Source organism: Chryseobacterium sp. MMO-72 (assembly GCF_037146035.1).
GTDB classification, from domain to species: Bacteria; Bacteroidota; Bacteroidia; order Flavobacteriales; family Weeksellaceae; genus Chryseobacterium; species Chryseobacterium indicum.
In genome coordinates, this window is sequence record NZ_JBBCWG010000013.1 from 1 (window position 1) to 22840 (window position 22840).

General features: G+C 36.0%; 24 protein-coding genes. 18 read left to right on the top strand and 6 right to left on the bottom strand.

Going from position 1 to position 22840, the window contains the following annotated elements; genetic code table 11:
* Positions 1-226: 226 nt before the first annotated feature.
* From WFH39_RS16180 to WFH39_RS16190, 3 genes are all read left to right on the top strand, one after another.
* Complete coding sequence (locus WFH39_RS16180; protein ID WP_336690632.1) at positions 227-2425, top strand: hypothetical protein; 2199 nt, start codon at positions 227-229, stop codon at positions 2423-2425.
* Positions 2426-2453: 28 nt separating this feature from the next.
* Positions 2454-2690: a hypothetical protein gene (locus tag WFH39_RS16185; protein WP_076392418.1), complete on the top strand. Its 237-nt coding sequence runs from the start codon at positions 2454-2456 to the stop codon at positions 2688-2690.
* Between the two features lie 112 nt (positions 2691-2802).
* On the top strand, positions 2803-4269 hold the full coding sequence (locus WFH39_RS16190; RefSeq protein WP_336690633.1) for a M20/M25/M40 family metallo-hydrolase: 1467 nt from the start codon (positions 2803-2805) through the stop codon (positions 4267-4269).
* Between the two features lie 99 nt (positions 4270-4368).
* Here WFH39_RS16190 and folP read toward each other — a convergent pair whose 3' ends face one another.
* Positions 4369-5214 carry a dihydropteroate synthase gene (gene folP / locus WFH39_RS16195; RefSeq protein WP_336690634.1) on the bottom strand — a complete coding sequence of 282 codons (846 nt, stop codon included), beginning with the start codon at positions 5212-5214 and terminating at the stop codon, positions 4369-4371.
* A 29-nt stretch (positions 5215-5243) separates the two neighbouring features.
* Positions 5244-5567 carry a winged helix-turn-helix transcriptional regulator gene (locus WFH39_RS16200; protein ID WP_214589100.1) on the bottom strand — a complete coding sequence of 108 codons (324 nt, stop codon included), beginning with the start codon at positions 5565-5567 and terminating at the stop codon, positions 5244-5246.
* 145 nt (positions 5568-5712) lie between these two features.
* On the opposite strand from WFH39_RS16200, the gene WFH39_RS16205 reads away from it, so the two are divergent.
* From WFH39_RS16205 to WFH39_RS16235, 7 genes are all read left to right on the top strand, one after another.
* A complete protein-coding gene (locus WFH39_RS16205) occupies positions 5713-6279 on the top strand; it encodes an NAD(P)H-dependent oxidoreductase (RefSeq protein WP_336690635.1) in 567 nt (188 codons plus the stop codon).
* A gap of 6 nt (positions 6280-6285) precedes the next feature.
* Positions 6286-6552 carry a hypothetical protein gene (locus WFH39_RS16210; RefSeq protein WP_336690636.1) on the top strand — a complete coding sequence of 89 codons (267 nt, stop codon included), beginning with the start codon at positions 6286-6288 and terminating at the stop codon, positions 6550-6552.
* A gap of 161 nt (positions 6553-6713) precedes the next feature.
* The gene (locus tag WFH39_RS16215; protein WP_076392414.1) at positions 6714-7268 is read left to right on the top strand and encodes a DUF1599 domain-containing protein; all 555 of its coding nucleotides are present in this window, start codon (positions 6714-6716) and stop codon (positions 7266-7268) included.
* 15 nt (positions 7269-7283) lie between these two features.
* Positions 7284-8396 carry a BT_3928 family protein gene (locus tag WFH39_RS16220; RefSeq protein WP_336690637.1) on the top strand — a complete coding sequence of 371 codons (1113 nt, stop codon included), beginning with the start codon at positions 7284-7286 and terminating at the stop codon, positions 8394-8396.
* A 27-nt stretch (positions 8397-8423) separates the two neighbouring features.
* Positions 8424-8777 (top strand): TerB family tellurite resistance protein, encoded by a 354-nt coding sequence (locus WFH39_RS16225; RefSeq protein WP_076392410.1) that lies wholly within the window; start codon positions 8424-8426, stop codon positions 8775-8777.
* Positions 8778-8844: 67 nt separating this feature from the next.
* Entirely contained in the window at positions 8845-9603 is a 759-nt protein-coding gene (gene tpiA / locus WFH39_RS16230; protein ID WP_336690638.1) for a triose-phosphate isomerase, read from the top strand.
* 13 nt (positions 9604-9616) lie between these two features.
* The gene (locus tag WFH39_RS16235) at positions 9617-9904 is read left to right on the top strand and encodes a hypothetical protein (RefSeq protein ID WP_336690639.1); all 288 of its coding nucleotides are present in this window, start codon (positions 9617-9619) and stop codon (positions 9902-9904) included.
* 124 nt (positions 9905-10028) lie between these two features.
* On the opposite strand, the gene WFH39_RS16240 is transcribed toward WFH39_RS16235, so the two are convergent.
* From WFH39_RS16240 to dnaG, 3 genes are all read right to left on the bottom strand, one after another.
* Positions 10029-10577, bottom strand: a complete 549-nt coding sequence (locus tag WFH39_RS16240) for a type 1 glutamine amidotransferase domain-containing protein (RefSeq protein WP_336690640.1) — start codon at positions 10575-10577, stop codon at positions 10029-10031.
* Positions 10578-10931: 354 nt separating this feature from the next.
* Complete coding sequence (gene clpP, locus WFH39_RS16245) at positions 10932-11618, bottom strand: ATP-dependent Clp endopeptidase proteolytic subunit ClpP (RefSeq protein WP_214589093.1); 687 nt, start codon at positions 11616-11618, stop codon at positions 10932-10934.
* A 111-nt stretch (positions 11619-11729) separates the two neighbouring features.
* Entirely contained in the window at positions 11730-13709 is a 1980-nt protein-coding gene (gene dnaG, locus WFH39_RS16250; RefSeq protein WP_336690641.1) for a DNA primase, read from the bottom strand.
* A 408-nt stretch (positions 13710-14117) separates the two neighbouring features.
* Here dnaG and WFH39_RS16255 point away from each other — a divergent pair, with 408 nt between their 5' ends.
* From WFH39_RS16255 to WFH39_RS16290, 8 genes are all read left to right on the top strand, one after another.
* Positions 14118-14471: a transglycosylase domain-containing protein gene (locus WFH39_RS16255; protein WP_336690642.1), complete on the top strand. Its 354-nt coding sequence runs from the start codon at positions 14118-14120 to the stop codon at positions 14469-14471.
* Positions 14472-14508: 37 nt separating this feature from the next.
* Positions 14509-14916 carry a tRNA (adenosine(37)-N6)-threonylcarbamoyltransferase complex ATPase subunit type 1 TsaE gene (gene tsaE / locus WFH39_RS16260; RefSeq protein ID WP_336690643.1) on the top strand — a complete coding sequence of 136 codons (408 nt, stop codon included), beginning with the start codon at positions 14509-14511 and terminating at the stop codon, positions 14914-14916.
* A 70-nt stretch (positions 14917-14986) separates the two neighbouring features.
* A complete protein-coding gene (locus tag WFH39_RS16265) occupies positions 14987-16180 on the top strand; it encodes an alanine dehydrogenase (protein WP_235131345.1) in 1194 nt (397 codons plus the stop codon).
* Positions 16180-16551 carry a hypothetical protein gene (locus WFH39_RS16270; RefSeq protein ID WP_336690644.1) on the top strand — a complete coding sequence of 124 codons (372 nt, stop codon included), beginning with the start codon at positions 16180-16182 and terminating at the stop codon, positions 16549-16551. Before WFH39_RS16265 ends, WFH39_RS16270 begins: the two co-directional genes overlap by 1 nt.
* 182 nt (positions 16552-16733) lie before the next feature.
* A complete protein-coding gene (locus WFH39_RS16275) occupies positions 16734-17504 on the top strand; it encodes a histidine kinase (RefSeq protein WP_336690645.1) in 771 nt (256 codons plus the stop codon).
* Positions 17482-18192 carry a LytR/AlgR family response regulator transcription factor gene (locus WFH39_RS16280; RefSeq protein WP_336690646.1) on the top strand — a complete coding sequence of 237 codons (711 nt, stop codon included), beginning with the start codon at positions 17482-17484 and terminating at the stop codon, positions 18190-18192. The genes WFH39_RS16275 and WFH39_RS16280 overlap by 23 nt, the downstream gene beginning before the upstream one ends.
* Positions 18193-18286: 94 nt before the next feature.
* Positions 18287-20563, top strand: coding sequence for a cation:proton antiporter (locus WFH39_RS16285; RefSeq protein ID WP_336690647.1), 2277 nt, complete (start codon positions 18287-18289; stop codon positions 20561-20563).
* A gap of 305 nt (positions 20564-20868) precedes the next feature.
* On the top strand, positions 20869-21714 hold the full coding sequence (locus WFH39_RS16290; protein WP_336690648.1) for a prephenate dehydrogenase: 846 nt from the start codon (positions 20869-20871) through the stop codon (positions 21712-21714).
* A 53-nt stretch (positions 21715-21767) separates the two neighbouring features.
* On the opposite strand, the gene WFH39_RS16295 is transcribed toward WFH39_RS16290, so the two are convergent.
* Positions 21768-22823 (bottom strand): diphosphomevalonate/mevalonate 3,5-bisphosphate decarboxylase family protein, encoded by a 1056-nt coding sequence (locus tag WFH39_RS16295; RefSeq protein ID WP_336690649.1) that lies wholly within the window; start codon positions 22821-22823, stop codon positions 21768-21770.
* Positions 22824-22840 lie beyond the last annotated feature (17 nt).

Genomic DNA, 22840 nt, shown 5'->3' on the forward strand with positions numbered 1-22840 from the left:
GATTACTCGAAATTTTTTCAATGCAATCTAACTTAAATTCTAAACTATACTTTGATAATCCCATAAATAAAAATGCCCCTAAAAAGTGTCTAACTTTTTGGGGGCAGTCCATTGTTTCGGGAGTTTTATTTTTTCTGAAAGATATTTCCAATCAATAACCACATTAATATCAATTAACAAAACTTTTGCGGGACAATAAATATTAGTAATTTTGGCAAGGTTTTCTATGAAAAGGATTTTACTGTTTCTATGTTTTTCAATCTGTATTTTTGGTTTTTCACAATCGAAAGTTACTTCTATTGAAACCGTTATCATAGAAGATAAGAGTGATCCCAAAGCATTGGAAATCCTCAATAAAGTGAACCAGTACTTCCATGAAAACTCTCCGAAAACACTGGATTCCTATTATTATAAATCTTACGAAAAAATTTCTCTGGACATCGACGAAGACAGCATTGCACAGTACAATAAGTTCTTCGAAGAAACCGGAATGTTCAAAAAAAGGAGAGAAAAAGATTCATTAAACAACATTACCGCACGAAAAATTTTCTCGAAAAGCAAACTGTTTCTCTGGGAAAGAGCTCAGGAATTTCTGTATTCTAAAAAATACGGTGAGAAGATCAATATTCTGGATAACAGAATTTCCGGTCTTAAACAGCCCATCTATGAAATGATTTCGCTTCAGCAGAGCAACAGAGACAAAATTCCGGATCAGGTGAAAAAAGAAAACCGCGGACTTTACAGGTTTTTTCTCACAGATACGATTGAAATCGACGGAAGAAAAAATTTCGTTATCCGTTTCAGGGAAGTGAATTACAAAAAGCCCGATAAAAAAAGGAAATACAACGGAGCCATTTATGTGGATACCGAAACCTTCGGCGTAAAAAAAATTGAAAATTTCAGCAAAAATAAAAACGACGGCATTATTACCAGTTCGTGGATTTTCTTCAACAACAAATGGTTTCTGGCATACGAAACCGTAAAGCTGAAGATGAGCAATATGCAGATGGAAAACGAAAATTCCGAGCAAAAAATTGACAGAAAAAGCAAAAAAACCTTCGGAACTTATGCGTTTCTCACGTCTAGATATTTCGATTATCGTTCCCCTGCAGAAAATAATCAGAATGACTTTAAAGGCTACACTTTTTCAGTAAAAAATATTGATGGAAAAACCTTAGACCAATACAGAACCGATCCTCTCACCGAAAGGGAAAGAAATACGTATAAAACCATTGACAGCCTTGGAAAAATTTACAACATCGATCAAAAAGCAAGGGTTTTGGGCGGTCTTTTTCTTAACGGACAGATTAAAGTCGGTGTCGTTGATTTTGCAGTGGATGAGATCGTGAATTATAATCTTTATGAAGGCTTCAGAGTTGGGTTAAAAGCAAAACTTAATGAAAATTTCAATCCGTATTTTTCTCCGGATTACATTTTTGCCTACGGTTTTAAAGATGATAAATGGAAATACAGAATCGGGCTCGACATCAAAACAACACTGGAAAAGGATTCTTATTTCCGGTTGGATTATTACGATGATGTGACGGCTTCCGGCGAGTTCTACAGAAGGCTCTGGAGCTTTAAAATGAGGACGGCAAACTATGGAAATAACCTTAATAACGACCGTTATTACCGTTATAAAGGAGCTTCTGTTTCTTATCTGAATGATGTTACCAACGGATTAACCCTGGTTTTTGCTGCACGCAGAAATCTGGAAGAAGCAATGTTTGATTATTCTTTCCGCGGAAGAGGTCCGTCTTTTGATAATTTTAATACCTTATTTACGCTAAAATACTCTCCCAATTCTACAAATATTATGACGCCGCAGGGAAAATCACTGATCGATCAGAAATATCCCGAAGTGTACTTTAATTATGAACAGAGCTATAAAATTTTTGGCGGAGATTTCGATTATACCCGGTTTGATGCGCTTTTGGTTCATAATTTCAAAACAATGTTCGGAACCACAGGTTTCAGACTGTATGGCGGAATGGTTTTCGGAGAGGCGCCAATCTGGAAAAATTTCACCATGAACGGACTTGCTTCTTCAAGGAAAGATTTTAATTTTAACTTAACTTCCTTCTTAGGATTTGCTACTCTGGAAGGCGGTAAATATTACAATGACCATTTTATTGCCTATTATTTTACACACAAAATTCCTTGGTATTTTAAAAGTTTCGGGCAGAATATTTCAAGCTTCGACTTTGTTTTAAGAGGAACAACGGGAAATATGAGGCATCCTGATTACCATCAGTTCAGATTCCGTCCTTTGAATCATTTATATCAGGAAGTCGGTCTGGAATGGAATAATTTTCTTTCAACCTACTTTAATCTGGGATTATTTTACAGAGTAGGATATTATACCACTCCTAATTTTAAACAAAACTTTGCGATTCAGTTTAAATTAAAGATTCTGGATTTTTAAAAAATTAAACAGCTAAAAATAAAGATAAATGCAGAAAATCGAAATAAAAGCAGATCAGTTTTTTGAATTACTGAAATTAAAAGATACTTCAATGTGGGAAATTTTTACCCAAATGATTGACGGAAACGAAAAGGAAATTATTTTTCTGGATAACGAAGATAAAATCCTTTTTAATTATATCCTTCCTTCCACACCGGAAAAAATGGAGGAAGACCGAAAAGAATTTTCAAAACAGTTTGCAGATAAGCTTGCGAATCTGAATTAAACTTTAGAAACGTATTTCTTCTTATTTAAAGTTTAACCTCAACTTAAACATCATTTTTTGTTTATTTTGTGTTAAATTTTAAAAGTGCAATCAAATCATTAAAAAATTCAAGATGAAAAATTACCTATTATCTGCAATCAGTGTGTTTGTTTTTGGGACTTTTACTGCTCAATCCTATCAAAAACCTCTGGTTTCTGCTATCAAAGAAGGCGATCTTCGCAAGGATATGTATGATCTTGCAGCCGATCAGTTTCTGGGGCGTGAAGCAGGAACTTTAGATGAGCTTAAAGTATCTATGTGGTTAGCCGACAGAGCCAAAGAAACGGGAATGAAGCCAGCCGGAGATAACGGAACTTTCTTTCAGTTTTTCGATATGTACAGACATCAGGTAATTCCGCAGAGCAGCCTGAAAATTGGTGACAATTCTTTAAAATTATGGAAAGATTTTCTTGTTGCGGAACCCGTAAATGCAGACATTGATTCTGAAATTCTTTATGCCGGAAATGCCGAACCTGAAGATTTATCAAAATTAAATATTAAAGGGAAAATTCTCGCCGTAAATGCATCTGACAAGAATATTGAAAAGGAAATGACACTTTTCGTAAGAAGATATCCCGGTTTTGTAAGAACAAAATACTATAACAAAGCATTTGAACTGGGAGCAAAAGGAATCATCTTCATTACAGACGAAACATCAGACAAAAGCTGGGTTGAAGTTTTACCGCAAATGACCAGAGGTTCTTACGGAGTAGAAGGTTTAAGAGAAAGTGTAACGAATAATATTCCGGTTTTATGGATTAAAAGAGAAAATTCTGGCTGGGTAAAAAACAATCCTAAAATTTCGCTGCACCTCATCACAGAAACTTATAAATATCCTTCCGTAAACATCATCGGAAAAATAGACGGTACAGATCCGAAACTTAAAAGCGAATATGTCTTAATCAGCGGACATCAGGATCATGACGGAATAAGACATCCCGTAAAAAACGATACGATCTACAACGGCGCAGATGATAACGCAAGTACCTGTGTTGCGATGCTGGCAATGGCAAGAGCCTATAAAAAACAACCTTCAAAACGCAGTATTCTTTTTGTTTTTCATGGTGCTGAAGAAAGAGGTTTACTGGGTTCGAGATGGCATGCAGCGCATCCTGTTGTACCAAAAGAAAATATTGTTGCCGTTCTTAATGGTGATATGATCGGGAGAAATGATAATAATGAAGCTGCGCTTCTCGGCGGAAATGCGCCTCACAAAAATTCTGAAGAATTGGTAAAAATGGCTGAAGATGCCAATAATGAGAGTACGAAATTCAGGTATCTGAAAGATTGGGATTCTCCGAAGCATGCAGAATATTTTTATTTCAGAAGCGATCATTTACCCTATGCAAAGGCAGGAATTCCTGCAATATTTTTCACGAGTGTTCTGCACGATCAGTATCATACGCCGCAAGATGAATCGGAAAATATTAATTACAAAAAGCTGTATAAAATGACGGAATGGATGTACCGAACTTCATGGAAAGCAGCCAATGAAATCGAACGTCCGAAAGTGATTTCTAATTTTACACTGGAAAGATAAATGTAGTGATATAAAAAAGCTGTCTCAAAAGTCAATTTTTTCGGCTTTTGAGACAGCTTTTTGTTTTTTAATCATGAAAATCCGAAGATTCGGATCATTTTAGCTCCTCAAAAATATATCCAAAGTTTTCTTGGCTTCCATAACATCATGAACTCTCAAAATTTTTGCGCCCTGCTGCAAAACTTTCAGATGCAATTTCTGAGTTTCTTCATTAATGTCCAAAGGAGATTTCCCTAAAGGTTTGTAAATGAAAGATTTTCTCGAAATACCGATCAGTAAAGGAAATTTTCCAAATCCTAAATATTGTACTTCGTCAGTCATCTTCATTTGATCTTCCACCGTTTTACCAAACCCGAAACCGGGATCAAGGATCAGATCTTTTACTCCTAACCTGAGCAATTCTGCCGTTTTCTCTGAAAAATATCGATTTTCTGAAAGAATAATATCTTCAAACATTATCTTATCATGCATCGTTTCATACGTAGGATTTACATGCATCAGAATATACGGAAGTTTTGTTTTCGCCGCAGTTTCAAACATTTTATCATCATACTGACCGCCGGAAATATCGTTAATAAGATCAATGCCTTCGTTGAAACCAAACTTTACGGTTTCCGAGTAAAACGTATCCAGAGAGATCAAAGCTTCCGGAAATTCTTTTTTAATTAGAGAAATGATATTTCCGATTCTTCGGATTTCCTCTGCGGAGTTCAGAAATTCTGCATTCGGTCTTGTAGACTGAGGTCCGATGTCGATTATTTCCGCTCCTTCTTTCAACATTTTTTCGGTCTGTTCCAAAGCTGATTTCTCACTGTTGAATTTTCCACCGTCTGAAAAAGAATCCGGAGTGAGATTGAGAATTCCCATAATTTTCGGAGCCGACAAATCTACGATTCTTCCGTTGCAGTTTATTGAATGATAATTATTTGATGGTAAATATGCCATAATAAATGTAAGGTAAATAAAGATAGAGTTTAAACCGTAAGAAACTGATTTCCCCAGTTTTTCATTTCAACTAAAACACTTTTCAGAGCCTTGCCTTTCTCTGTAAGTGAATATTCAACCTTAGGAGGAACTTCTGCATAAACTTTTCGCAAAACAATTCCGTTTTCTTCAAGCTGTTTAAGTTCTTTTACAAGCATTCGGGTATTTATTCCTTCAATTTTTCGTTCCAGTTCTTTAAAGCGACTTGTTTCTTTCATGAGCGCAAAAATAATGGGCAAAGACCATTTTCCACCCAGAACTTCCGCCGTTCTTGTGATAGGACAATCTGTAAATTTAGATTTTTTTTCGTTCATAACCGCTGAATATCAATAATACATTACTTTTTGTTACTACTTCACATTTTGATAACTACTTGCAAATATAAAGTAATGGATTTAATTTTGTAACTGAAATTCTTTTAATCTTAATTATATTTAAATATTTAAAACTATTAAAATAATGAAAGCTTTAGTAATAAACGGACACGTACGATGGCCACAAATAGCCGAAGGTAAACTTAACCAGACAATTTTTGAAGAAAGTATAACCGCATTCAGAGAAAAAGGATATGAAATCCTGGAAACAACCATAGACAAAGGATATGACGTGCCACAGGAAGTAGAAAAATGGATAAATGCAGATTTTATTTTGTTTCATTTCCCTATTAACTGGTTCGGAATGCCCGCAAAAACCAAAGAATATATAGATACTGTACTGATGAGCGGCTATGGAAAAATATACGCAGGAGACGGAAGAAATAACGGCGGGAAATATGGCACCGGCGGATTATTAAAAAGCAGGGGAATGATTGTGAATACATGGAATGCTCCTGAAGAAACTTTCGGAGCTCCGGAACAATTATTAAGTGATATATCCATGGAAGATTTTACAAAACCATTTACGGCAGCTTTGCAGTTTCTTGGTGTAGAACCGCAGCCTACCTTTGCATTTTATGATGTTTTCAAAAACCCTGATATAGAAAACGATCTAAAGAAATATAAAGAACATATAACAAAATATATTTAACATATCATGAACAGAATACAGGTAATTTTAGCCATAGACACAAACAATCTCCCTGAGAATTTTCAGCAGATCCTAAAACACGAACAGGAAGTATTAGCAGACTGGAAAGAAAAAGGGATTCTTGAACATCTGTTTTTAACACAGACCAAAGATGCAGCCGTTATTATTCTGAAAGAGGTTGATGAAGCAAAAGCAAAAGAACTTATTGAAACTTTACCACTTTATCAGATAAAAAAAAGTGTGGAGTACTTAAATTTAGTGAAACAGTTTTAAAATACAGTAAAAGAGTAAGAAGTAATTTTTACTCTTTTTTATTTGAATGGCTTTTATAGTCATTGAATTTATCTGCGGTATACCAATTAATGATAATTCATAACTCAAAAAAACCTATTGATTCCTGCCTATTTTGTATATTTGAAAGATTAAGAGAATTTATGTCAGAAACATCAGTACAGTTCGGGAAAGTTATCAGTCAGTGCCGCGAATTATTCAGCAAAAAATTACAGGATTACGGTGCAGCGTGGAGGGTTTTAAGACCAAGCTCAATTACGGATCAGATTTATATTAAAGTGAACAGAATCCGCACGTTACAAATGACTGACAAAAAAATGGTAGATGAAAGTGAAGAAGATGAATTCATAGCCATTGTGAACTATTCCATCATCGGACTGATTCAGCTTGAAAAAGGTTTTTCCAACGATTTTAATGAAAATAAAGAAGAGATTTTAGAGCTTTACAATCATTATGCGACCGAAGCACAGCAATTAATGGAAAGAAAAAACCATGATTACGGTGAAGCGTGGAGAGATATGAGAATTTCCTCTATAACAGATCTTATTTACCAGAAAGTTTTGAGAACCAAGCAAATAGAAGACAATCAAGGCGTTACTCTTGTTTCCGAAGGTTTGGATGCCAATTATTTTGATATGCTGAATTATGCAGTGTTCTGCCTGATCAAATTTTCTGAAAAAGCAGCCAGTGTAAAATAAAAAAACAAATTAATTATGATAAAAGGTTTATTACGATTTCTTCTTGCGGTTATTTTCATCCTTTCAGGGTTTGTAAAAGCAGTGGATCTGGTTGGTTTTTCCTTTAAAATGGAAGAATATTTTGCCCCGAATGTTTTTAATATGCCGTTTTTCGAAAAGTTTGCACTGCCGCTTTCGATATTTGTTGTGGTGCTGGAACTTCTTCTGGGCTTTATGCTTTTGATTAAACTGAAACTTAAATTCACGCTTTCTGCATTAATTGCACTTTGTATTTTCTTTGGTTTCCTTACCTTTTATTCTGCCTATTACAATGTGGTTACCGATTGCGGATGTTTCGGAGATGCCATTAAATTTACGCCGTGGCAGAGTTTCATGAAAGATATTGTACTTCTGGTAGGATTAATTGCTGTTTTTATTCTTTACAGAAAAGATTTTAAGAAAAAAGATGCGTACAGCTACAGTGCAAAAAAAGAGACAGGAAATAAATTTAAATATATTCTTCTGGGCGTTTTTTCTGTTGCCATGATTGTGGTGGGTGCTTATGGAATTATTCATGAACCTGTTATCGATTTCCGCGATTATAAAATCGGAACCGATCTGAGAGCTGAAAAAGCTAAAATTGCTAAAAATCCGTCCCAATATAAGACGTTTTACTCCCTGAAAAACTCTAAAACAGGAGAAGTTATAAAAGTGAATCAGGACGATTATATCAAAAAGACAGAATATTGGGCAGAAGGATCACCGTGGAAAATAGAAGAAGGAAAGAATGAATCTGTTCTGGTAAAAGAAGGCTACAAATCTGAAATTGCAAAATTCAAGCTTGAAGATACCAAAGGAACGGATCTTACTCAGCAGATTATCAATGCTCCAAGAGCTATTTTAATTTTCACTTACGATCCGCAAAACGTTTCTCCGGAAATGATCAGGCAACTTGAAGCTAAAGTAAAAAATCAGGGTACACCTGCTGTTTACGGGGTTTCAACGCTTCCGAATACCTTTAAAACCATTAAAAATTTGATGATGGATGCTACAGCCATTAAAACCATCGCAAGAAGCAATCCTTTTGTTCTGGTTCTTGAAAACGGAAAAATTGTGGATAAACAGCCTGCAAAAGATTATCTGAAATAAAAAAACACTAAAATTTAAACTATATCAATGCAAAAGTCTAACAAACCCATTGCCGGTTACCATTTATTGATGATTCTTTCTTCTGTAGACGGGGAATTTGCTCCGGAAGAAGGAATGCTTGTTCAGCAGTATCTAGCCGATGAATTTCCTTTTAAAATGAATCTTGATAATGAACTTGAAACCATTGCCCTGCTTCAGCCGGAAGAATGGAAAGATCATTTTGAATTTCACGCACGTTGTTTCTACGACGATTCTACGGAAGAGGAAAGAACAAGTTTCATCCAGTTTGCCAAAACGCTTATTAAGGCGGATAATAAAGTAACTGATGAAGAGCATACTTTTTACACGCTTTTGAAAAATCTTTGGAATATTAATCGATAATTGAGTGATTAGAAGTTAGAAATCCGTTTCTGACTTTTAGTTTTTAACTTTAAAATAATAAGAAACTATGAGAAGAAAAATAGTTGCAGGAAACTGGAAAATGAACAAAAATGTAATTGATGCCCAACAGCTAATGGTTCAGTTACTAAGCTATAAAAATAACAATACAACCAACTGCGAAGTATGGATCGCACCTCCATCTCTGTATCTGATGATGGCGAAAGATGTTTTTGAAAAGGATGAAATCGGCGTTTTCGCACAGGACATCAGCGAACATGAAAGCGGTGCGTACACAGGAGAAATTTCTGTGGATATGCTGGAATCTATTGATGCAACAGGTTCTTTAATCGGGCATTCTGAAAGAAGACAATATCACGGCGAAACAGATTCTCACTGCAACAGAAAGGTAAAATTAGCTTTGGATAAAGGTCTGATTCCGGTTTACTGTAACGGAGAAACTTTGGAGCAGAGAAAAGCAGGACAGCATTTTGAAGTGGTAAAAAACCAGACTGAAGTGGCTCTTTTCACACTTTCAGCGGAGGAAATTAAAAAAGTAGTGATCGCTTACGAACCGGTTTGGGCAATCGGAACCGGAGAAACAGCAACGCCAGAACAGGCACAGGAAATCCATTCACACATCAGAAGTATTATTGCAGCAAAATACGGACAGGAAGTTGCTGATGAAGTTTCTATTCTTTACGGAGGTTCTGTAAAACCGGATAATGCAAAGGAAATATTCTCTCAACCTGATATCGATGGAGGTCTGATCGGTGGAGCCGCTTTAAAACTGGAAGATTTTTCTAAAATTATTGAGGCTTTTAATTAGCAGACAATAAGCTGTGAAAAAATTTATACTGCTTTTTCTGGGAATACTGTTATTTGATATTCTTTATGTGTTTATCTACGATCAGTTTTTCATCGGGATAAAACCTGAATTTTTGCAGTATCCGTTGTCAGTCATAAAAGTTTTGGCGAGCTCACCTGCAGTATTGTTTGATCCGTTACTGCCCTTTTATGCACCAATTGCTTTTTATAAGGTATTCCTGATACTTTTAGGAAATGTTTTCATACAGACATTTTTAATTTACAGGATATTCTATAAAAAGAGAAAGTATACGGAAAGCTAAAAATAAATAATCCCCGAGGCAGAGCATCGGAGTATTCTTTAAGAATAAAACCCGGCGGCATCTTCGATGCCGCCGGATCTGTTATAATCAGAGTTTGTAAAATTAAAGTTTGTGCTTTTGTATTTTAGATGGTCTGTTCTTCATGTTTGCCTTCTTTTATTTCTTCTACCATCTTTGCATTAAAGGCGGGAAGATCTTTCGGAGTACGGCTTGTTACCAAACCCTGATCTACTACAACTTCGCTGTCTTCCCAATTCGCTCCCGCATTTTTAAGATCTTTGCTGATTGAATTTACCGATGTCATTTTCCTTCCTTCTACCACTTCCGCGTTAATAAGAATCTGCGGTCCGTGACAAATAGCTGCAACGGGTTTGTGCTGCTGGAAAAAGTCTCTTACAAAAGATAAAGCCGTTTCGTTGGTTCTTAACTGATCCGGATTGATTACTCCTCCCGGTAAAACCAATGCATCGTAATCTGAAGCGCTCGTTTCATCTAAAGTTTTATCGACATTGTATTCTTTTCCCCAGTCTTTTTCTGCCCATGCTTTAATGGTTCCGGATTCCGGACTGATGATGTGGGCTGTCCAGCCTTGCTGTTCCAAATGTTCTTTTGGAGATTTCAATTCGCTTTCTTCAAATCCGTGTGTTGCTAAAATTGCAATTTTCTTTGACATAATTTTTATGATTTAAGTGTTGTACTCATCATCTTGAAAAAATGATACCGTTTTTACCCTTACATTTTATAAAATTTGTTAAAGTGTTTATTTTCGGTCTGTAAATTACTTTTATCGATATTGAGGTGAAAATTGATAAATCCGACTTCGATCCTAGCCCGGATTGCAGCATTTGTCTGAGCTCGTTTTAATATTTGGGGGTGGCGGCGCCCCCGCCCCCGCAACCCTCAAATATTAAAACAGCGAGTGCGGAAAGCCGGAAAAAGCTCCTAAAAAAATTCATAAAAGCTTCAGGTCTCCATAAAAAAACGCACCAAAATCAATTGATGCGTCTTCTTACTATTTTTACAAAATTTATTTTTTGTCTTTAGATCTCTGTAAAACTTCATCTACCATTCCGTATCCTTTTGCTTCTTCGGAAGTCATCCAGTAATCTCTGTCTGAAGCTTTTTCTACCCAGTCATAAGTCTGTCCTGAGTGCTCGGAAATGATCTCGTAAAGCTCTTTTTTAAGCTTTAACATTTCTCTCAAGTTGATCTCCATATCAGAAGCAACACCTTGAGCGCCTCCCGAAGGCTGGTGAATCATTACTCTTGAGTGCTTTAAAGCAGAACGCTTACCGCTTTCTCCGGCAACCAAAAGAACCGCTCCCATTGAAGCTGCAATACCTGTACAGATTGTTGCTACATCCGGCTTAATGATCTGCATCGTGTCGTAAATTCCTAAACCTGCGTAAACGCTTCCACCCGGAGAATTGATGTAAATCTGAATATCTTTTGAAGGATCTGCGCTCTCTAAGAAAAGAAGCTGAGCGGTTACGATATTCGCCACCTGATCATCAATTCCTGTTCCTAAGAAAATAATTCTGTCCATCATTAAACGGGAGAAAACGTCCATTTGTGCAACGTTTAATCTTCTTTCCTCCATGATGTACGGCGTAAGACCTGTAGGACCGTACATTCCCATATACTGATCGGTTACCAAACCGTTATTTCCTAAATGTTTTACAGAGAAATCTCTGAATTCTTTTTTAATGTCCATATGTTTGCTTTGTGTATTAAATTTTTACAAGGTTGAATTTACAACTTTTATTCCTAAAATTTTATAAGACTTTTTGTCATAAAGTTTTAATAATTAAAAAATTATTTGCCATTATCTGTCAGTATAAATACCTGTAATTGCAGAATAATTTAAAATTTTAGCCAGTTCTTTGGAAACCATCGTGAGCATCTGAATTTTCTTAAGCTGTTCAAAATATTTAGATTCATCGGATTCTGCATATTCTGCCAATTCTCCTTTTGCTTTTGATATCAGAAAATTAACGTATCTGAATTTATGAATCAGAATATCTCCTGCCACCTGTTCCGGAATTTTATCTCCGTAATTGGGTGAAAAAATATTTCTTGTGGTCCAGTCGTTCAGCTCACTGTAAATATTCATGGAATTAACGGCTGCTTTACTTAGTTCTTCATCCATTAATCCGAAAAAGAAATTTCCTTTTCTGAGTTCCTCTTTTTCAATTCCTTCTTTTATATAGTCTACGATTCGTCTGTTCAGTTCCACTTGAAATTCGTAATCGTCTTCTTCAAAATGGTGAAGGATTTCTTCAATCACCGTAATATCATACTTCTGCTGATCCGGCGCAGTGCGGTGAAGAACAACATCTCCGTAATTGAGCATATGGTTGATGAGATCATTTTCAAGTTTTGTCACATTGAAAAGTACCGGATCAATATAATCTCTCGGATCACTAACCACTTCAAGCTTCGCAGGTTGTTGCGCTTCAGCTTTAATCTGTGCTTTATGCGTCTGATTTTGGGCGATCTGTTTCTGAACATCCAGCTCATTAAACAGACTCTGCTCAGAAAGTCCGAATTTTGTGGAAACCTGCTTCAGATAGACTTCCCTTTTCAAAGCATTCTGAACAAAGGAAACCGACTTCACAATGTCTCTGATCGCGTCAGCTTTCTTAATCGGATCGTCTCCAATTTCCTTGAAAAGAATTTCGGCTTTAAAATCAATAAAATCCATCGCTTCATTTTCGATGAATTTTTCCACGTATTCCTGCGGATGTTTTCTGGCGAAAGAATCGGGATCGTCTCCGTCCGGAAACAGCATTACCCGAATATTCATCCCTTCCGTCAGAAGCATATCGATACTTCTGAAACTGGCTTTGATTCCTGCATTATCTCCGTCAAAAAGAATAGTTACATTCTCCGTTAATCTTTTGATAAGTTTAATCTGCTCCGTCGTTAAAGATGTACCGGAACTTGCCACCACATTTTCGATTCCCGACATGTGAAGCGAAATAACGTCCATGTAACCTTCCACCAAAAGACAGACATTCTTACGCGAAATTGCCTGCTTGCTTTGGTTTAAACCATAAAGAACGTTAGATTTATGATAAATTTCCGTTTCCGGAGAGTTGAGATATTTGGCTGTTTTTACGTTATTTTTAAGAATTCTGGCCCCAAATCCTAAAACCCTGCCCGAAAAACTGTGAATCGGGAATATTACTCTTTCACGGAAACGGTCGATTCCGGCGGGAGAATTTTCAGGAAAAATTGAAAGACCCGATTTCTCCAGAATTTCTTTTGAATAGCCTTTTTCCAAAGCATATTCTGTAAAGGCGTTCTTTTTTTCAGGTGAATAGCCGAGCTGGAATTTTTTAATGATATCATCACGAAGTTCACGCTCTTTAAAATAAGAAAGACCGATTGATTTCCCCTCTTCCACTTCCCAAAGGAAATTCTGGAAAAAATCGTTGGCAACTTCATGAATTTTGTACAATAAATCTCTTTCCGACTGTGCATTTTTTGCTTCTTCGGAAAAATCTTTCTGATCTTCTTCAATTTCAATTCCGTATTTTTTTGCCGCGTGACGAAGTGCTTCAGGATAGGTAAAATTTTCGATTTCCATTAAGAAAGAGATCGCTGTCCCACCTTTTCCGGTGGAGAAATCTTTCCATATCTGTTTACTTGCCGAAACAACGAAACTCGGTGTTTTCTCGTCATGAAAAGGACTTAATCCCTTGAAATTAGACCCTGCTCTTTTGAGCTGCACATATTCTCCCACAATCTCCTCAACGCGGATTGTAGAAAAAATCTTATCTATGGTCTGTTTGGAAATCATGCTGCAAAAATATATAAAAATTATATTCTTTCTATAATAGGATTGTAAAGAAGATTTTTATTAGCCCACATAATTTATTGATTTAAAACAATTTAATTTATTTATTTTTGAATCAAACTATAACGACATTCTTTATTTATGAAATATTTCAGACGATTTTTTATTATAACTGTTACTATTTTCATTGTATTCCTTTTGTATCTAGAGTTTGGAGGAATGTTCATCTTAAAGACCAACGACAAAAGAACAATCACATTCAACATCAGAAGCAGCGAAAAAATTCCTAATAACTTTTCAAATTTTTATAATACCGTTTATCCGAATTCGTTATCCGCAAATTCATGGAGTTACATGTTTGATATACTAACTAATCCACAAGTTCCTCGAAAAGAATGCCCGTGTAATCAAATGTCTTACAGAATTTTACCAACTTTAGAAATTAAGCATACAAAAAGAATAAATTATTTCATGAATCAGTTTATTGTAGCAAGATTTATTGAAAACAAATTTAGCCAGAAAGAATGTCTTCAATTTAATTTCAGCAGTTTTAATTTCTTAGAAAACAGAAAAGGTTTATCTGAAGTTTCCCAGTCTCTTTTTAAAAAGGATGTCGAAGATCTGAAACCCATGGAAATGGCTGAAATTTTAGCATTATACGAAGCTCCTCTAAGATACAACCGATCTAGAAATCCTCAAAAAGCAAAGGAAAGGACAAAACATTTTTATAATGTTTATCTCAATAATTCTAAAATAAAGAATTAAATTTTTTACCGTAATTAATTATCTTTGTTTTAAAAATATGCAATTCACGATTCAACATATGGAAGACTGGCAGAATATTGCCGAAACCGTCATTTCAAAATTAGAGCATAACATTTTACTTTTAAAAGGAAATCTGGGCGCCGGAAAAACAACTTTCACCCAGTTTCTCCTTAAAAATATGGGAAGTACAGATGAAGTAAACTCTCCTACCTATTCCATTGTTAACGAATACAGTACCCCGAAAGGAAAAGTGTATCATTTCGATTTATACCGCTTAAAAAATATTGATGAAGTCTATGATATCGGAATGGAAGAATATTTAGACCATTCATTTCTCTGCATTATCGAATGGCCTGAAGTATATGAAGAAGATCTTTACGGTCTTAAATACCACGAAATGAGTATCATTAATACCGGAGAAAACAGAGAAATTTCATTCGAGTAAATATTATGTATATTTGCTCCTGAATTTGAATGTAAAATAACGATCTGTAAGAACCTAATTATTTAAAAGGATGAGTACTACAAACATTTTTACTCCTTTTACCGAAGAGGAACTGATGCCGAAAGAAGAAAAACTGGAGGTCATTAAAAAAGGAAAACAATTCAGCATAGGAATTCCGAAGGAAACTTCCCTGAATGAAAGAAGAACCTGCATTACGCCCGATGCGGTACAGGTTTTGGTAGAAAGTGGTCACGAAATTATCATAGAATCCGGAGCCGGACAAGGTTCGTTCTTTACAGATCTTCAATATTCTGAATCGGGAGCCAGAATTACAAACGATCCTAAAGAAGCTTTCGGACAGGATTTAATTTTAAAGGTAAATCCGCCAACAGAAGAAGAAATTGATTATATGCGTCCGAATACCTATCTGGTTTCCGCATTACAGATCAACCTGAGGGATAAGAATTATTTCCTGAAACTGGCAGAGAAAAAAGTAAATGCCATTGCATTCGAATTCATTGTAGACGAATACAAACAATTAGCTTTAGTAAGATTAGTCGGCGAAATTGCAGGAACGGTTTCCATTCTTTATGCTTCCGAACTTCTAGCTTTATCCAATGGTTTAATGTTGGGCGGAATTACAGGAGTAAGACCCGCTGAAGTGGTTATTTTGGGAGCAGGAATCGTTGGAGAATTTGCAACAAAAGCAGCCATCGGTTTAGGCGCAAGTGTAAGAGTTTTCGATAATTCCCTTTCTAAATTAAGACGACTTCATACTTTGGTTGACAGCAGAGTTCCGACTTCCATTATCGATCCGAAAGAGCTGAAAAAAGCGTTAAGAAGAGCCGATGTTGTGATCGGAGCCCTTCCAAGACTGAATATGACGCCCATCGTTACCGAAGATATGGTAATGAAAATGAAAAAAGGAAGTGTGATTATCGATATTACCATCGACAACGGAAAAGTAATTGAGACTTCCGAACTTACCACCATGGAAGATCCGTACATCATCAAACACGGCGTAATCCACTGCGGACTTCCGAATCTTACTTCAAGAATGCCGAGAACCACCACAAAAGCGATCTCAAATTTCTTTCTTTCCTATATTTTAAATTACGACGAAGAAGGCGGTTTCGAAAATATGCTGGTTCGCAAAAACGAAATGAAGCAAAGTCTTTATATGTACAAAGGCAGACACACGAAGAAAATCATCTGCGACCGTTTCGGACTTACTTATCACGATATCAATCTTTTAATTTTCTAATGAAAAAACTGAAATTCTATGCAATCGGTCTTGTACCGGGATGTATTATTGTATTTTTTATCTTAAACAAAAAAGGCGCAAGCTGCAGCGGTTATCTTCCCAACAGCCGCGTTATTGCAGAAACCCTGTCTAAAGATTTTAAATATTCTGAAACAGCAAAAGCAGAAATGGCGACATTAAAAGTTGATGAAAAATTTCTGAAAGACAGTATCATCACCAAAGGAAAGATTGATTTCGACAGAAGCCACGCACAGAAAAAACCCTGTCCTGATTATCTTCTCACCTATCCTGAAGATAATCCCGCTTATGAAATCACTTTTGAAAAATGTGAGGAAAGCGTAACGGTGAATTCTTTGAAGAAACTGAAATAAATTATCAGTCCGCTTTGCGAAGCATTTATGCCTTTGCTCCCTTTGAAATTAGAATTATCTTTATTAAAACTTTGCGTTTAAATAAAAAATAAAGATGCTTCGACAAGCTCAGCATGACATGTCACAAATACCGAGTTTTGGTTTAAAATAGAAATAAAAAGAAGTAAATAAATTTTCAATCCATGGAAGGCAATTACTACATGATTCATGATTATTGGATATTCATCGGAGTATTTGCTGTTTTCTTTTTTTTAACGGTAAGCATTTATTTATTCAGCCAAAATCAGAAATTTAAAGTAAAAAATGCCAAGCTTTCGACTGCCAATAAAATGATTCAGCAGAGACTCAATGAAGTACAGCTTGAACACATCGGAACAAAACTGAACCCGCATTTATTTAAAAACATCCTGAATTCGGTGCAGTCTCATGCTTATCAGACGTATATGTCGCTCGATAAGCTCGCGAATGTTTTAGACTATATTCTATACGAAAGCAACAACAAATTCGTAAGCCCAAAAGAAGAATTAAATTTTGCTTTAAGCTTAATCGAGATCAACAAAATTAAAGTAAATCCTCTTTTTGATTTCAGAATTAAATCGAAAATCAACAAATCGGATGAAATTTACGAAGAGAAAGTTTTTGCCCCTCTTCTTTCGGTAGATTTGATTGAAAATGCCTTTAAACACACCGATTTCCTTGCTTCAGACTCTTTTATTTCCATTCAGCTTGAACTTGAAAAAAGAGTTTTCACGATGAAAGTTAGTAATAAAGCTTCTCTGAAAAATGTTCTCGAAAAAGAAAAAAGCGGCTTCGGAAGCCAGTCTCTGGATCAAAGGCTGAAAATGATCTACAATAATTTTTACACGCTTCAGAAAAGTTCAAAAAACGGTATCTTCACGGCAGAATTAACAATCAATTTGGGAGATTTCTATGATAAAATGCGTTATTCTTGATGATGAATTACTGGCAATCAGCTATTTAAAACTTCTATGCGAACAGATTGAAAATGTGGAAGTTGTAAAAGCATTTAATGATCCTAAAATTTTTCTGAACGAAATTGAAAACATCGACTGCAACGTCTGCATTTTAGACATCGAAATGCCCGGAATAAACGGATTGCAGGTTGCAGAAGCCATTTCAGGCTCAAAAAAAATCATTTTTACCACCGCTTACAAAGAATATGCAGCCGAAGCTTTCGACCTGAATGTTGTGGATTATGTAAGAAAACCCATCAAAAAAGAAAGGTTAACCCAGGCTTTCGAAAAAGCAGCAGAATTGCTCCGGAAAACCCATAAAAAAGATTTTATCGAGTGGAATACCAACATCGGCAAAACCGTAATTTTTACGGACCAGATCGCCTACATCAAAACTTCGGAAATCGACAGTCGTGATAAGGAAATCCTTCTTAAGGACGGAACCAATATTGTTCTAAAAAACCTGAATTTCAAAAACCTTCTGGAAATGCTTCCTGCAAAAGATTTTGCGCAGGTCAACAAAAAAGAAATCATCGCTTTATCTGCTGTAAAAGTATTTTCTACCAACGAAATTATTACTACTGTTTCTCTGGGAAATGACCGCTTTTTAAAGCTTCAGATCGGGGAAACCTACAGGAAATCTCTTTCCGATTTATTGGGACATTAGATTTCACTGCAAAATTCTTTCTTTTCATTACATTTGATTAAAAATCATCTTTTTTTTCCGATTTTCTTAGCAATTTTGTCTAAAATTTGGAATCATGAATTGGGGAAAATACAGAAATATCATCTTTTATATTTCCACCATTATTGTTTTTTCATCACTGATGTATTTTTTCATCATTGAAGGGCAGACTTTGGAAATCGGAGAAAAGATCATTACAAAAACAAACAACAGTTCCAGTTGGGACAACTTTTTAGAATCATTCAAGACCAATCTTCACCATCCTTTAGCTTTATTACTGGCGCAAATCGTTACGATTATTCTTGTTGCAAGACTTTTCGGCTGGATTTGTATGAAGATCAAGCAGCCTTCCGTGATCGGTGAAATGATCGCAGGAATTGTTCTGGGACCTTCCCTTGTAGGAATGTACTTCCCGGAATTTTCGGCATTTCTTTTCCCGAAAGAATCTTTAGGAAATCTTCAGTTTTTAAGCCAGATCGGGCTTATCCTTTTCATGTACATTGTGGGAATGGAACTGGATCTAAGTGTTTTAAGAAAAAAAGCACATGATGCCGTTGTAATTAGTCATGCAAGTATTATAATCCCTTTTGCCTTGGGAATTGGTCTGTCTTATTTCATTTATAAAGAATTTGCGCCGGAAGGAATTCAGTTTACCTCATTCGCGCTTTTTATCGCTATTGCCATGAGCATCACGGCATTTCCTGTTTTGGCAAGAATCGTTCAGGAAAGAAATCTTCAGAAAACCAAACTGGGAACTGTGGTTATTACCTGTGCTGCAGCCGATGATATTACGGCATGGTGTATTTTAGCAGCCGTAATTGCTATCGTAAAAGCAGGATCGTTCGAAAGTTCACTCTATGTAATTCTGATGGCAATTGCCTATGTATTTTTCATGATTAAAATCGTAAGACCATTCCTGAAAAGAATCGGTGACTTACAGGCAGGAAAAAGTACCATCAACAAACCCATGGTTGCGATTTTCTTTTTAACCTTGATTCTTTCGGCTTATGCTACGGAAGTTATTGGGATTCATGCGCTTTTCGGAGCTTTTATGGCAGGAGCGATCATGCCTGAAAATGCAAAATTCAGAACTTTGTTTATTGATAAAGTGGAAGATGTCGCTTTAGTGCTTTTGCTTCCATTATTCTTTGTATTTACAGGACTTCGTACCCAAATCGGGCTACTGAATGACAGTCATCTCTGGATTACGGCAGGATTCATTATTTTAACCGCAGTAATCGGAAAGTTTGCAGGAAGTGCATTAACCGCAAAATTTTTAGGCATCAACTGGAAAGAAAGTTTAACGATCGGAGCCTTAATGAACACCAGAGGTTTAATGGAACTTATTGTCCTGAATATCGGTTATGATCTGGGCGTTTTAAGTCCTCAGATATTTGCGATGATGGTAATTATGGCGCTGTTTACAACTTTCATGACAGGACCGGCACTGGATTTCATCAATTTTATTTTTAAATCTAAAAAAGATGAAGACGAATCTCCGGAAAATGATGCGAAATACAGAGTCTTATTGTCTTTTGACCATCCGGAATCCGGAAGTACGCTGCTGAAACTGGCTCATGATTTTACCAATAAAATGAACGGCAATAAAAGCATAACCGCAATGAATATTGCTCCTGTGAACGAAATGCACGCTTATGATATTAATGAATACGAAAATGAGCAGTTTAAAAATGTAATAGAAACGTCCAATGATCTGAATCTTGAAGTTACCACACTTTTTAAAGCTTCCAATGATATTGAAAACGACCTTACGCATATTACCAACAAAGGAAATTATGACCTTCTTCTCATCATGCTCGGAAAATCCATGTATGAAGGAAGTTTACTGGGAAGACTGCTTGGTTTCACGACAAAAATTATTAATCCGGAAAAACTTTTAAATACGGTAAAAGGGAAAGGCAACATTTTCAACAACTCGCCTTTTGACGATTTTACGTTACAGATTCTGGATAAAACCCATATTCCTGTTGGGATTCTGGTGGAAAAAGAATTCACGTCCGCAGACAAAGTTTTTGTCCCGATCTTTAATTTAAGTGATTTTTATCTGCTTGAATATGCGAAAAGACTCATCAATAATAACAATTCCCAAATTATTATCTTAGATGTTGCAGGACAGATCCGGAATAATATTGAAGTGAAAGAACTCATCCGAAGCATCGAACAGGTTGCGCCGAATCACATCACGCTATACAATGAGAAAAAAATTGAGAAAGAATTTCTGAATTCACAGGATTTAATGCTCATCAGCAGCAAAAGCTGGAAAAACCTCATCGATACGAAAAGTATCTGGTTATCGGATATTCCTTCAACATTGATTATCAGCAATCCTTAATGATTTGAATAGTGAATTTTGCTACACAAGCAATGGTTAATTCTTAAATTCACAATGAAATAAATTAACTACACAGCGAATTGACAACGCAGTTAATTGACCTGTAAAAAATTTGACTCATGAAGCAAAATTCACAATTCACTTTTTAGTCCTGATTAAAAAAAAATTATTTACCTTTGTCTCGTGATTACAAACAACGGAACATATTATTACGGAATTTTTAACTCAGATCTGGGATAAGGATTTCATATAGATAAAACAAAACCTCGTCCTTGGGCGGGGTTTTTTATTTTAAAATTTAAACGATGAAAATAAGTATAATTGGTGTAGGATTAATCGGGGGCTCGATTGCATTAAAATTAAGACAAAAAGGAATTGCCGATTTCGTCTACGGTATTGATAACAGCAATGAGCATCTGAATGAAGCATTAGAACTCAAAATAATCGATGCAAAAGTAGATCTGGAATACGGAATCAAAAATTCTGATCTGGTGATTCTTGCCATTCCTGTAGATGCCGCGAGAAAATTACTACCGAATATTTTAGACCTGATTTCGGAAAATCAGACGGTAATGGATGCAGGATCTACCAAAGCGGGAATTGTAAATGCGGTAAAAAACCATCCGAAAAGATCGAGATTTGTAGCTTTCCATCCGATGTGGGGAACGGAAAATAACGGACCAAAATCGGCAGTTTCAGAAAGTTTCTCCGGAAAAGCCGGCGTTATCTGCGATAAAGAAGAATCTGCGAAAGATGCTTTAGAATTGGTTGAAAAAATTGTCGAAAGTCTTGATATGCATCTGATTTACATGAATGCGGAAGATCATGATGTTCACACCGCTTACATTTCGCATATTTCCCACATTACTTCTTACGCATTAGCCAATACGGTTTTAGAAAAAGAGAAAGAAGAAGAAACCATTTTTCAATTGGCAAGTTCCGGTTTTTCCAGCACTGTTCGTCTGGCAAAATCTCATCCGGAAATGTGGGTTCCGATTTTTAAACAAAATAAAGAAAATGTTCTGGATGTATTAAATGAACATATTGCTCAGCTAAGAAAGTTTAAAGCCGCTCTGGAAAAAGAGAATTTCGAATATCTGGAAGAGCTGATTTCCAACGCGAATAAAATAAGAGGAATTTTGGAGAAATAAAATAGGGTTAAAGATTTTAAATATGTCTTTAACCCTGATATTTTGAATTACTTCTAAAACTTCATCACATCTTTCACCACTCCGTTATTCTGCGTATGCTGTAACAGTTCGGCTTCAATGAAAGATTTTATTTTTCCTTCTGAGCCGTCATTCGGGAAGAGAAGATGAACATTGGCTCCTGCGTCTAACGTGAAGAACAGTGGCAAACCGGTTTCTTTTCTGAAATCCCAGATTTTATTGATGACTTCCAAAGTTCCTGTTTTCATTAAAATAAATGCAGGATCGCTAATCATCATCATGGCATGAAGTGTTAATGCTTCGTGTTCTACCAGTTTAATAAAACGCTGCAAATCTCCGCTGGCTAACATTTCTTTCATCGGACCAAAGTTTTCCCTTGCTTCCTGAAATCTTCTGTCTGCGTAAGGATTGGTATTCATCAAACCATGACCAACGGTGGAAGAAACGCTTTTCTGCCCTTCATGAATGAGTAAAACCCAATCGTTAAAATCTTTAAAAATTTCATGGATTTCTTCGTTCGGATATTGTACTGCAAAAAGATCAGAACTTCCTTTTACCTGAGATTCGCCCCACACAACCAATCCGTTGTAAAGACTTCTGCAGGCGCTTCCGCTTCCTAATCTTGCTAAAAAAGAGGCTTTTCTCAACGATTCTTCATCCGAAGTTTTTCCTGAAAATGTTTCGTCAAGATTCATCAGACATTTAGCTATCGCCCCAAAACCGGAAGCCGAACTTGCAATTCCTGAGCTGTGAGGAAAAGTATTTTCGGTTCTGATGATGTATTTCCCCTGTAAAATCCATGGAAGATACTGTTCGATATTTCTGAAATATTTTTCAATTTTTTCAGCAAATTTTACTTCTTCATTTCCGGCAAGAAAAGTCCGCACAGAAAAAGATTCATTGGCAGAAAACTCCATCGAAGTATTCGTTCTGCAATGATTTAATGTAAAACTGATGCTTGGATTGGCGGGAATCTGATTGTCGTATTTCCCCCAATATTTAATTAAGGCAATATTGGAAGGACAGCTTTCTGAAACCGTCTGATTGTTTATTGTAAAATCTTTTTTTCCTAAAAATTCCTGTGTTGTCATAATTTCAATTTTTGCAA

What these genes read in the sequence shown, in the direction of transcription:
- WFH39_RS16180 (WP_336690632.1), top strand. Translation starts at nt 227, where the DNA reads ATGAAAAGGATTTTACTGTTTCTATGTTTTTCAATCTGTATTTTTGGT.
- WFH39_RS16185 (WP_076392418.1), top strand. Translation starts at nt 2,454, where the DNA reads ATGCAGAAAATCGAAATAAAAGCAGATCAGTTTTTTGAATTACTGAAA.
- WFH39_RS16190 (WP_336690633.1), top strand. Translation starts at nt 2,803, where the DNA reads ATGAAAAATTACCTATTATCTGCAATCAGTGTGTTTGTTTTTGGGACT.
- folP (WP_336690634.1), bottom strand. Translation starts at nt 5,214, where the DNA reads ATGGCATATTTACCATCAAATAATTATCATTCAATAAACTGCAACGGA.
- WFH39_RS16200 (WP_214589100.1), bottom strand. Translation starts at nt 5,567, where the DNA reads ATGAACGAAAAAAAATCTAAATTTACAGATTGTCCTATCACAAGAACG.
- WFH39_RS16205 (WP_336690635.1), top strand. Translation starts at nt 5,713, where the DNA reads ATGAAAGCTTTAGTAATAAACGGACACGTACGATGGCCACAAATAGCC.
- WFH39_RS16210 (WP_336690636.1), top strand. Translation starts at nt 6,286, where the DNA reads ATGAACAGAATACAGGTAATTTTAGCCATAGACACAAACAATCTCCCT.
- WFH39_RS16215 (WP_076392414.1), top strand. Translation starts at nt 6,714, where the DNA reads ATGTCAGAAACATCAGTACAGTTCGGGAAAGTTATCAGTCAGTGCCGC.
- WFH39_RS16220 (WP_336690637.1), top strand. Translation starts at nt 7,284, where the DNA reads ATGATAAAAGGTTTATTACGATTTCTTCTTGCGGTTATTTTCATCCTT.
- WFH39_RS16225 (WP_076392410.1), top strand. Translation starts at nt 8,424, where the DNA reads ATGCAAAAGTCTAACAAACCCATTGCCGGTTACCATTTATTGATGATT.
- tpiA (WP_336690638.1), top strand. Translation starts at nt 8,845, where the DNA reads ATGAGAAGAAAAATAGTTGCAGGAAACTGGAAAATGAACAAAAATGTA.
- WFH39_RS16240 (WP_336690640.1), bottom strand. Translation starts at nt 10,577, where the DNA reads ATGTCAAAGAAAATTGCAATTTTAGCAACACACGGATTTGAAGAAAGC.
- clpP (WP_214589093.1), bottom strand. Translation starts at nt 11,618, where the DNA reads ATGGACATTAAAAAAGAATTCAGAGATTTCTCTGTAAAACATTTAGGA.
- dnaG (WP_336690641.1), bottom strand. Translation starts at nt 13,709, where the DNA reads ATGATTTCCAAACAGACCATAGATAAGATTTTTTCTACAATCCGCGTT.
- WFH39_RS16255 (WP_336690642.1), top strand. Translation starts at nt 14,118, where the DNA reads ATGTCTTACAGAATTTTACCAACTTTAGAAATTAAGCATACAAAAAGA.
- tsaE (WP_336690643.1), top strand. Translation starts at nt 14,509, where the DNA reads ATGCAATTCACGATTCAACATATGGAAGACTGGCAGAATATTGCCGAA.
- WFH39_RS16265 (WP_235131345.1), top strand. Translation starts at nt 14,987, where the DNA reads ATGAGTACTACAAACATTTTTACTCCTTTTACCGAAGAGGAACTGATG.
- WFH39_RS16270 (WP_336690644.1), top strand. Translation starts at nt 16,180, where the DNA reads ATGAAAAAACTGAAATTCTATGCAATCGGTCTTGTACCGGGATGTATT.
- WFH39_RS16275 (WP_336690645.1), top strand. Translation starts at nt 16,734, where the DNA reads ATGGAAGGCAATTACTACATGATTCATGATTATTGGATATTCATCGGA.
- WFH39_RS16280 (WP_336690646.1), top strand. Translation starts at nt 17,482, where the DNA reads ATGATAAAATGCGTTATTCTTGATGATGAATTACTGGCAATCAGCTAT.
- WFH39_RS16285 (WP_336690647.1), top strand. Translation starts at nt 18,287, where the DNA reads ATGAATTGGGGAAAATACAGAAATATCATCTTTTATATTTCCACCATT.
- WFH39_RS16290 (WP_336690648.1), top strand. Translation starts at nt 20,869, where the DNA reads ATGAAAATAAGTATAATTGGTGTAGGATTAATCGGGGGCTCGATTGCA.
- WFH39_RS16295 (WP_336690649.1), bottom strand. Translation starts at nt 22,823, where the DNA reads ATGACAACACAGGAATTTTTAGGAAAAAAAGATTTTACAATAAACAAT.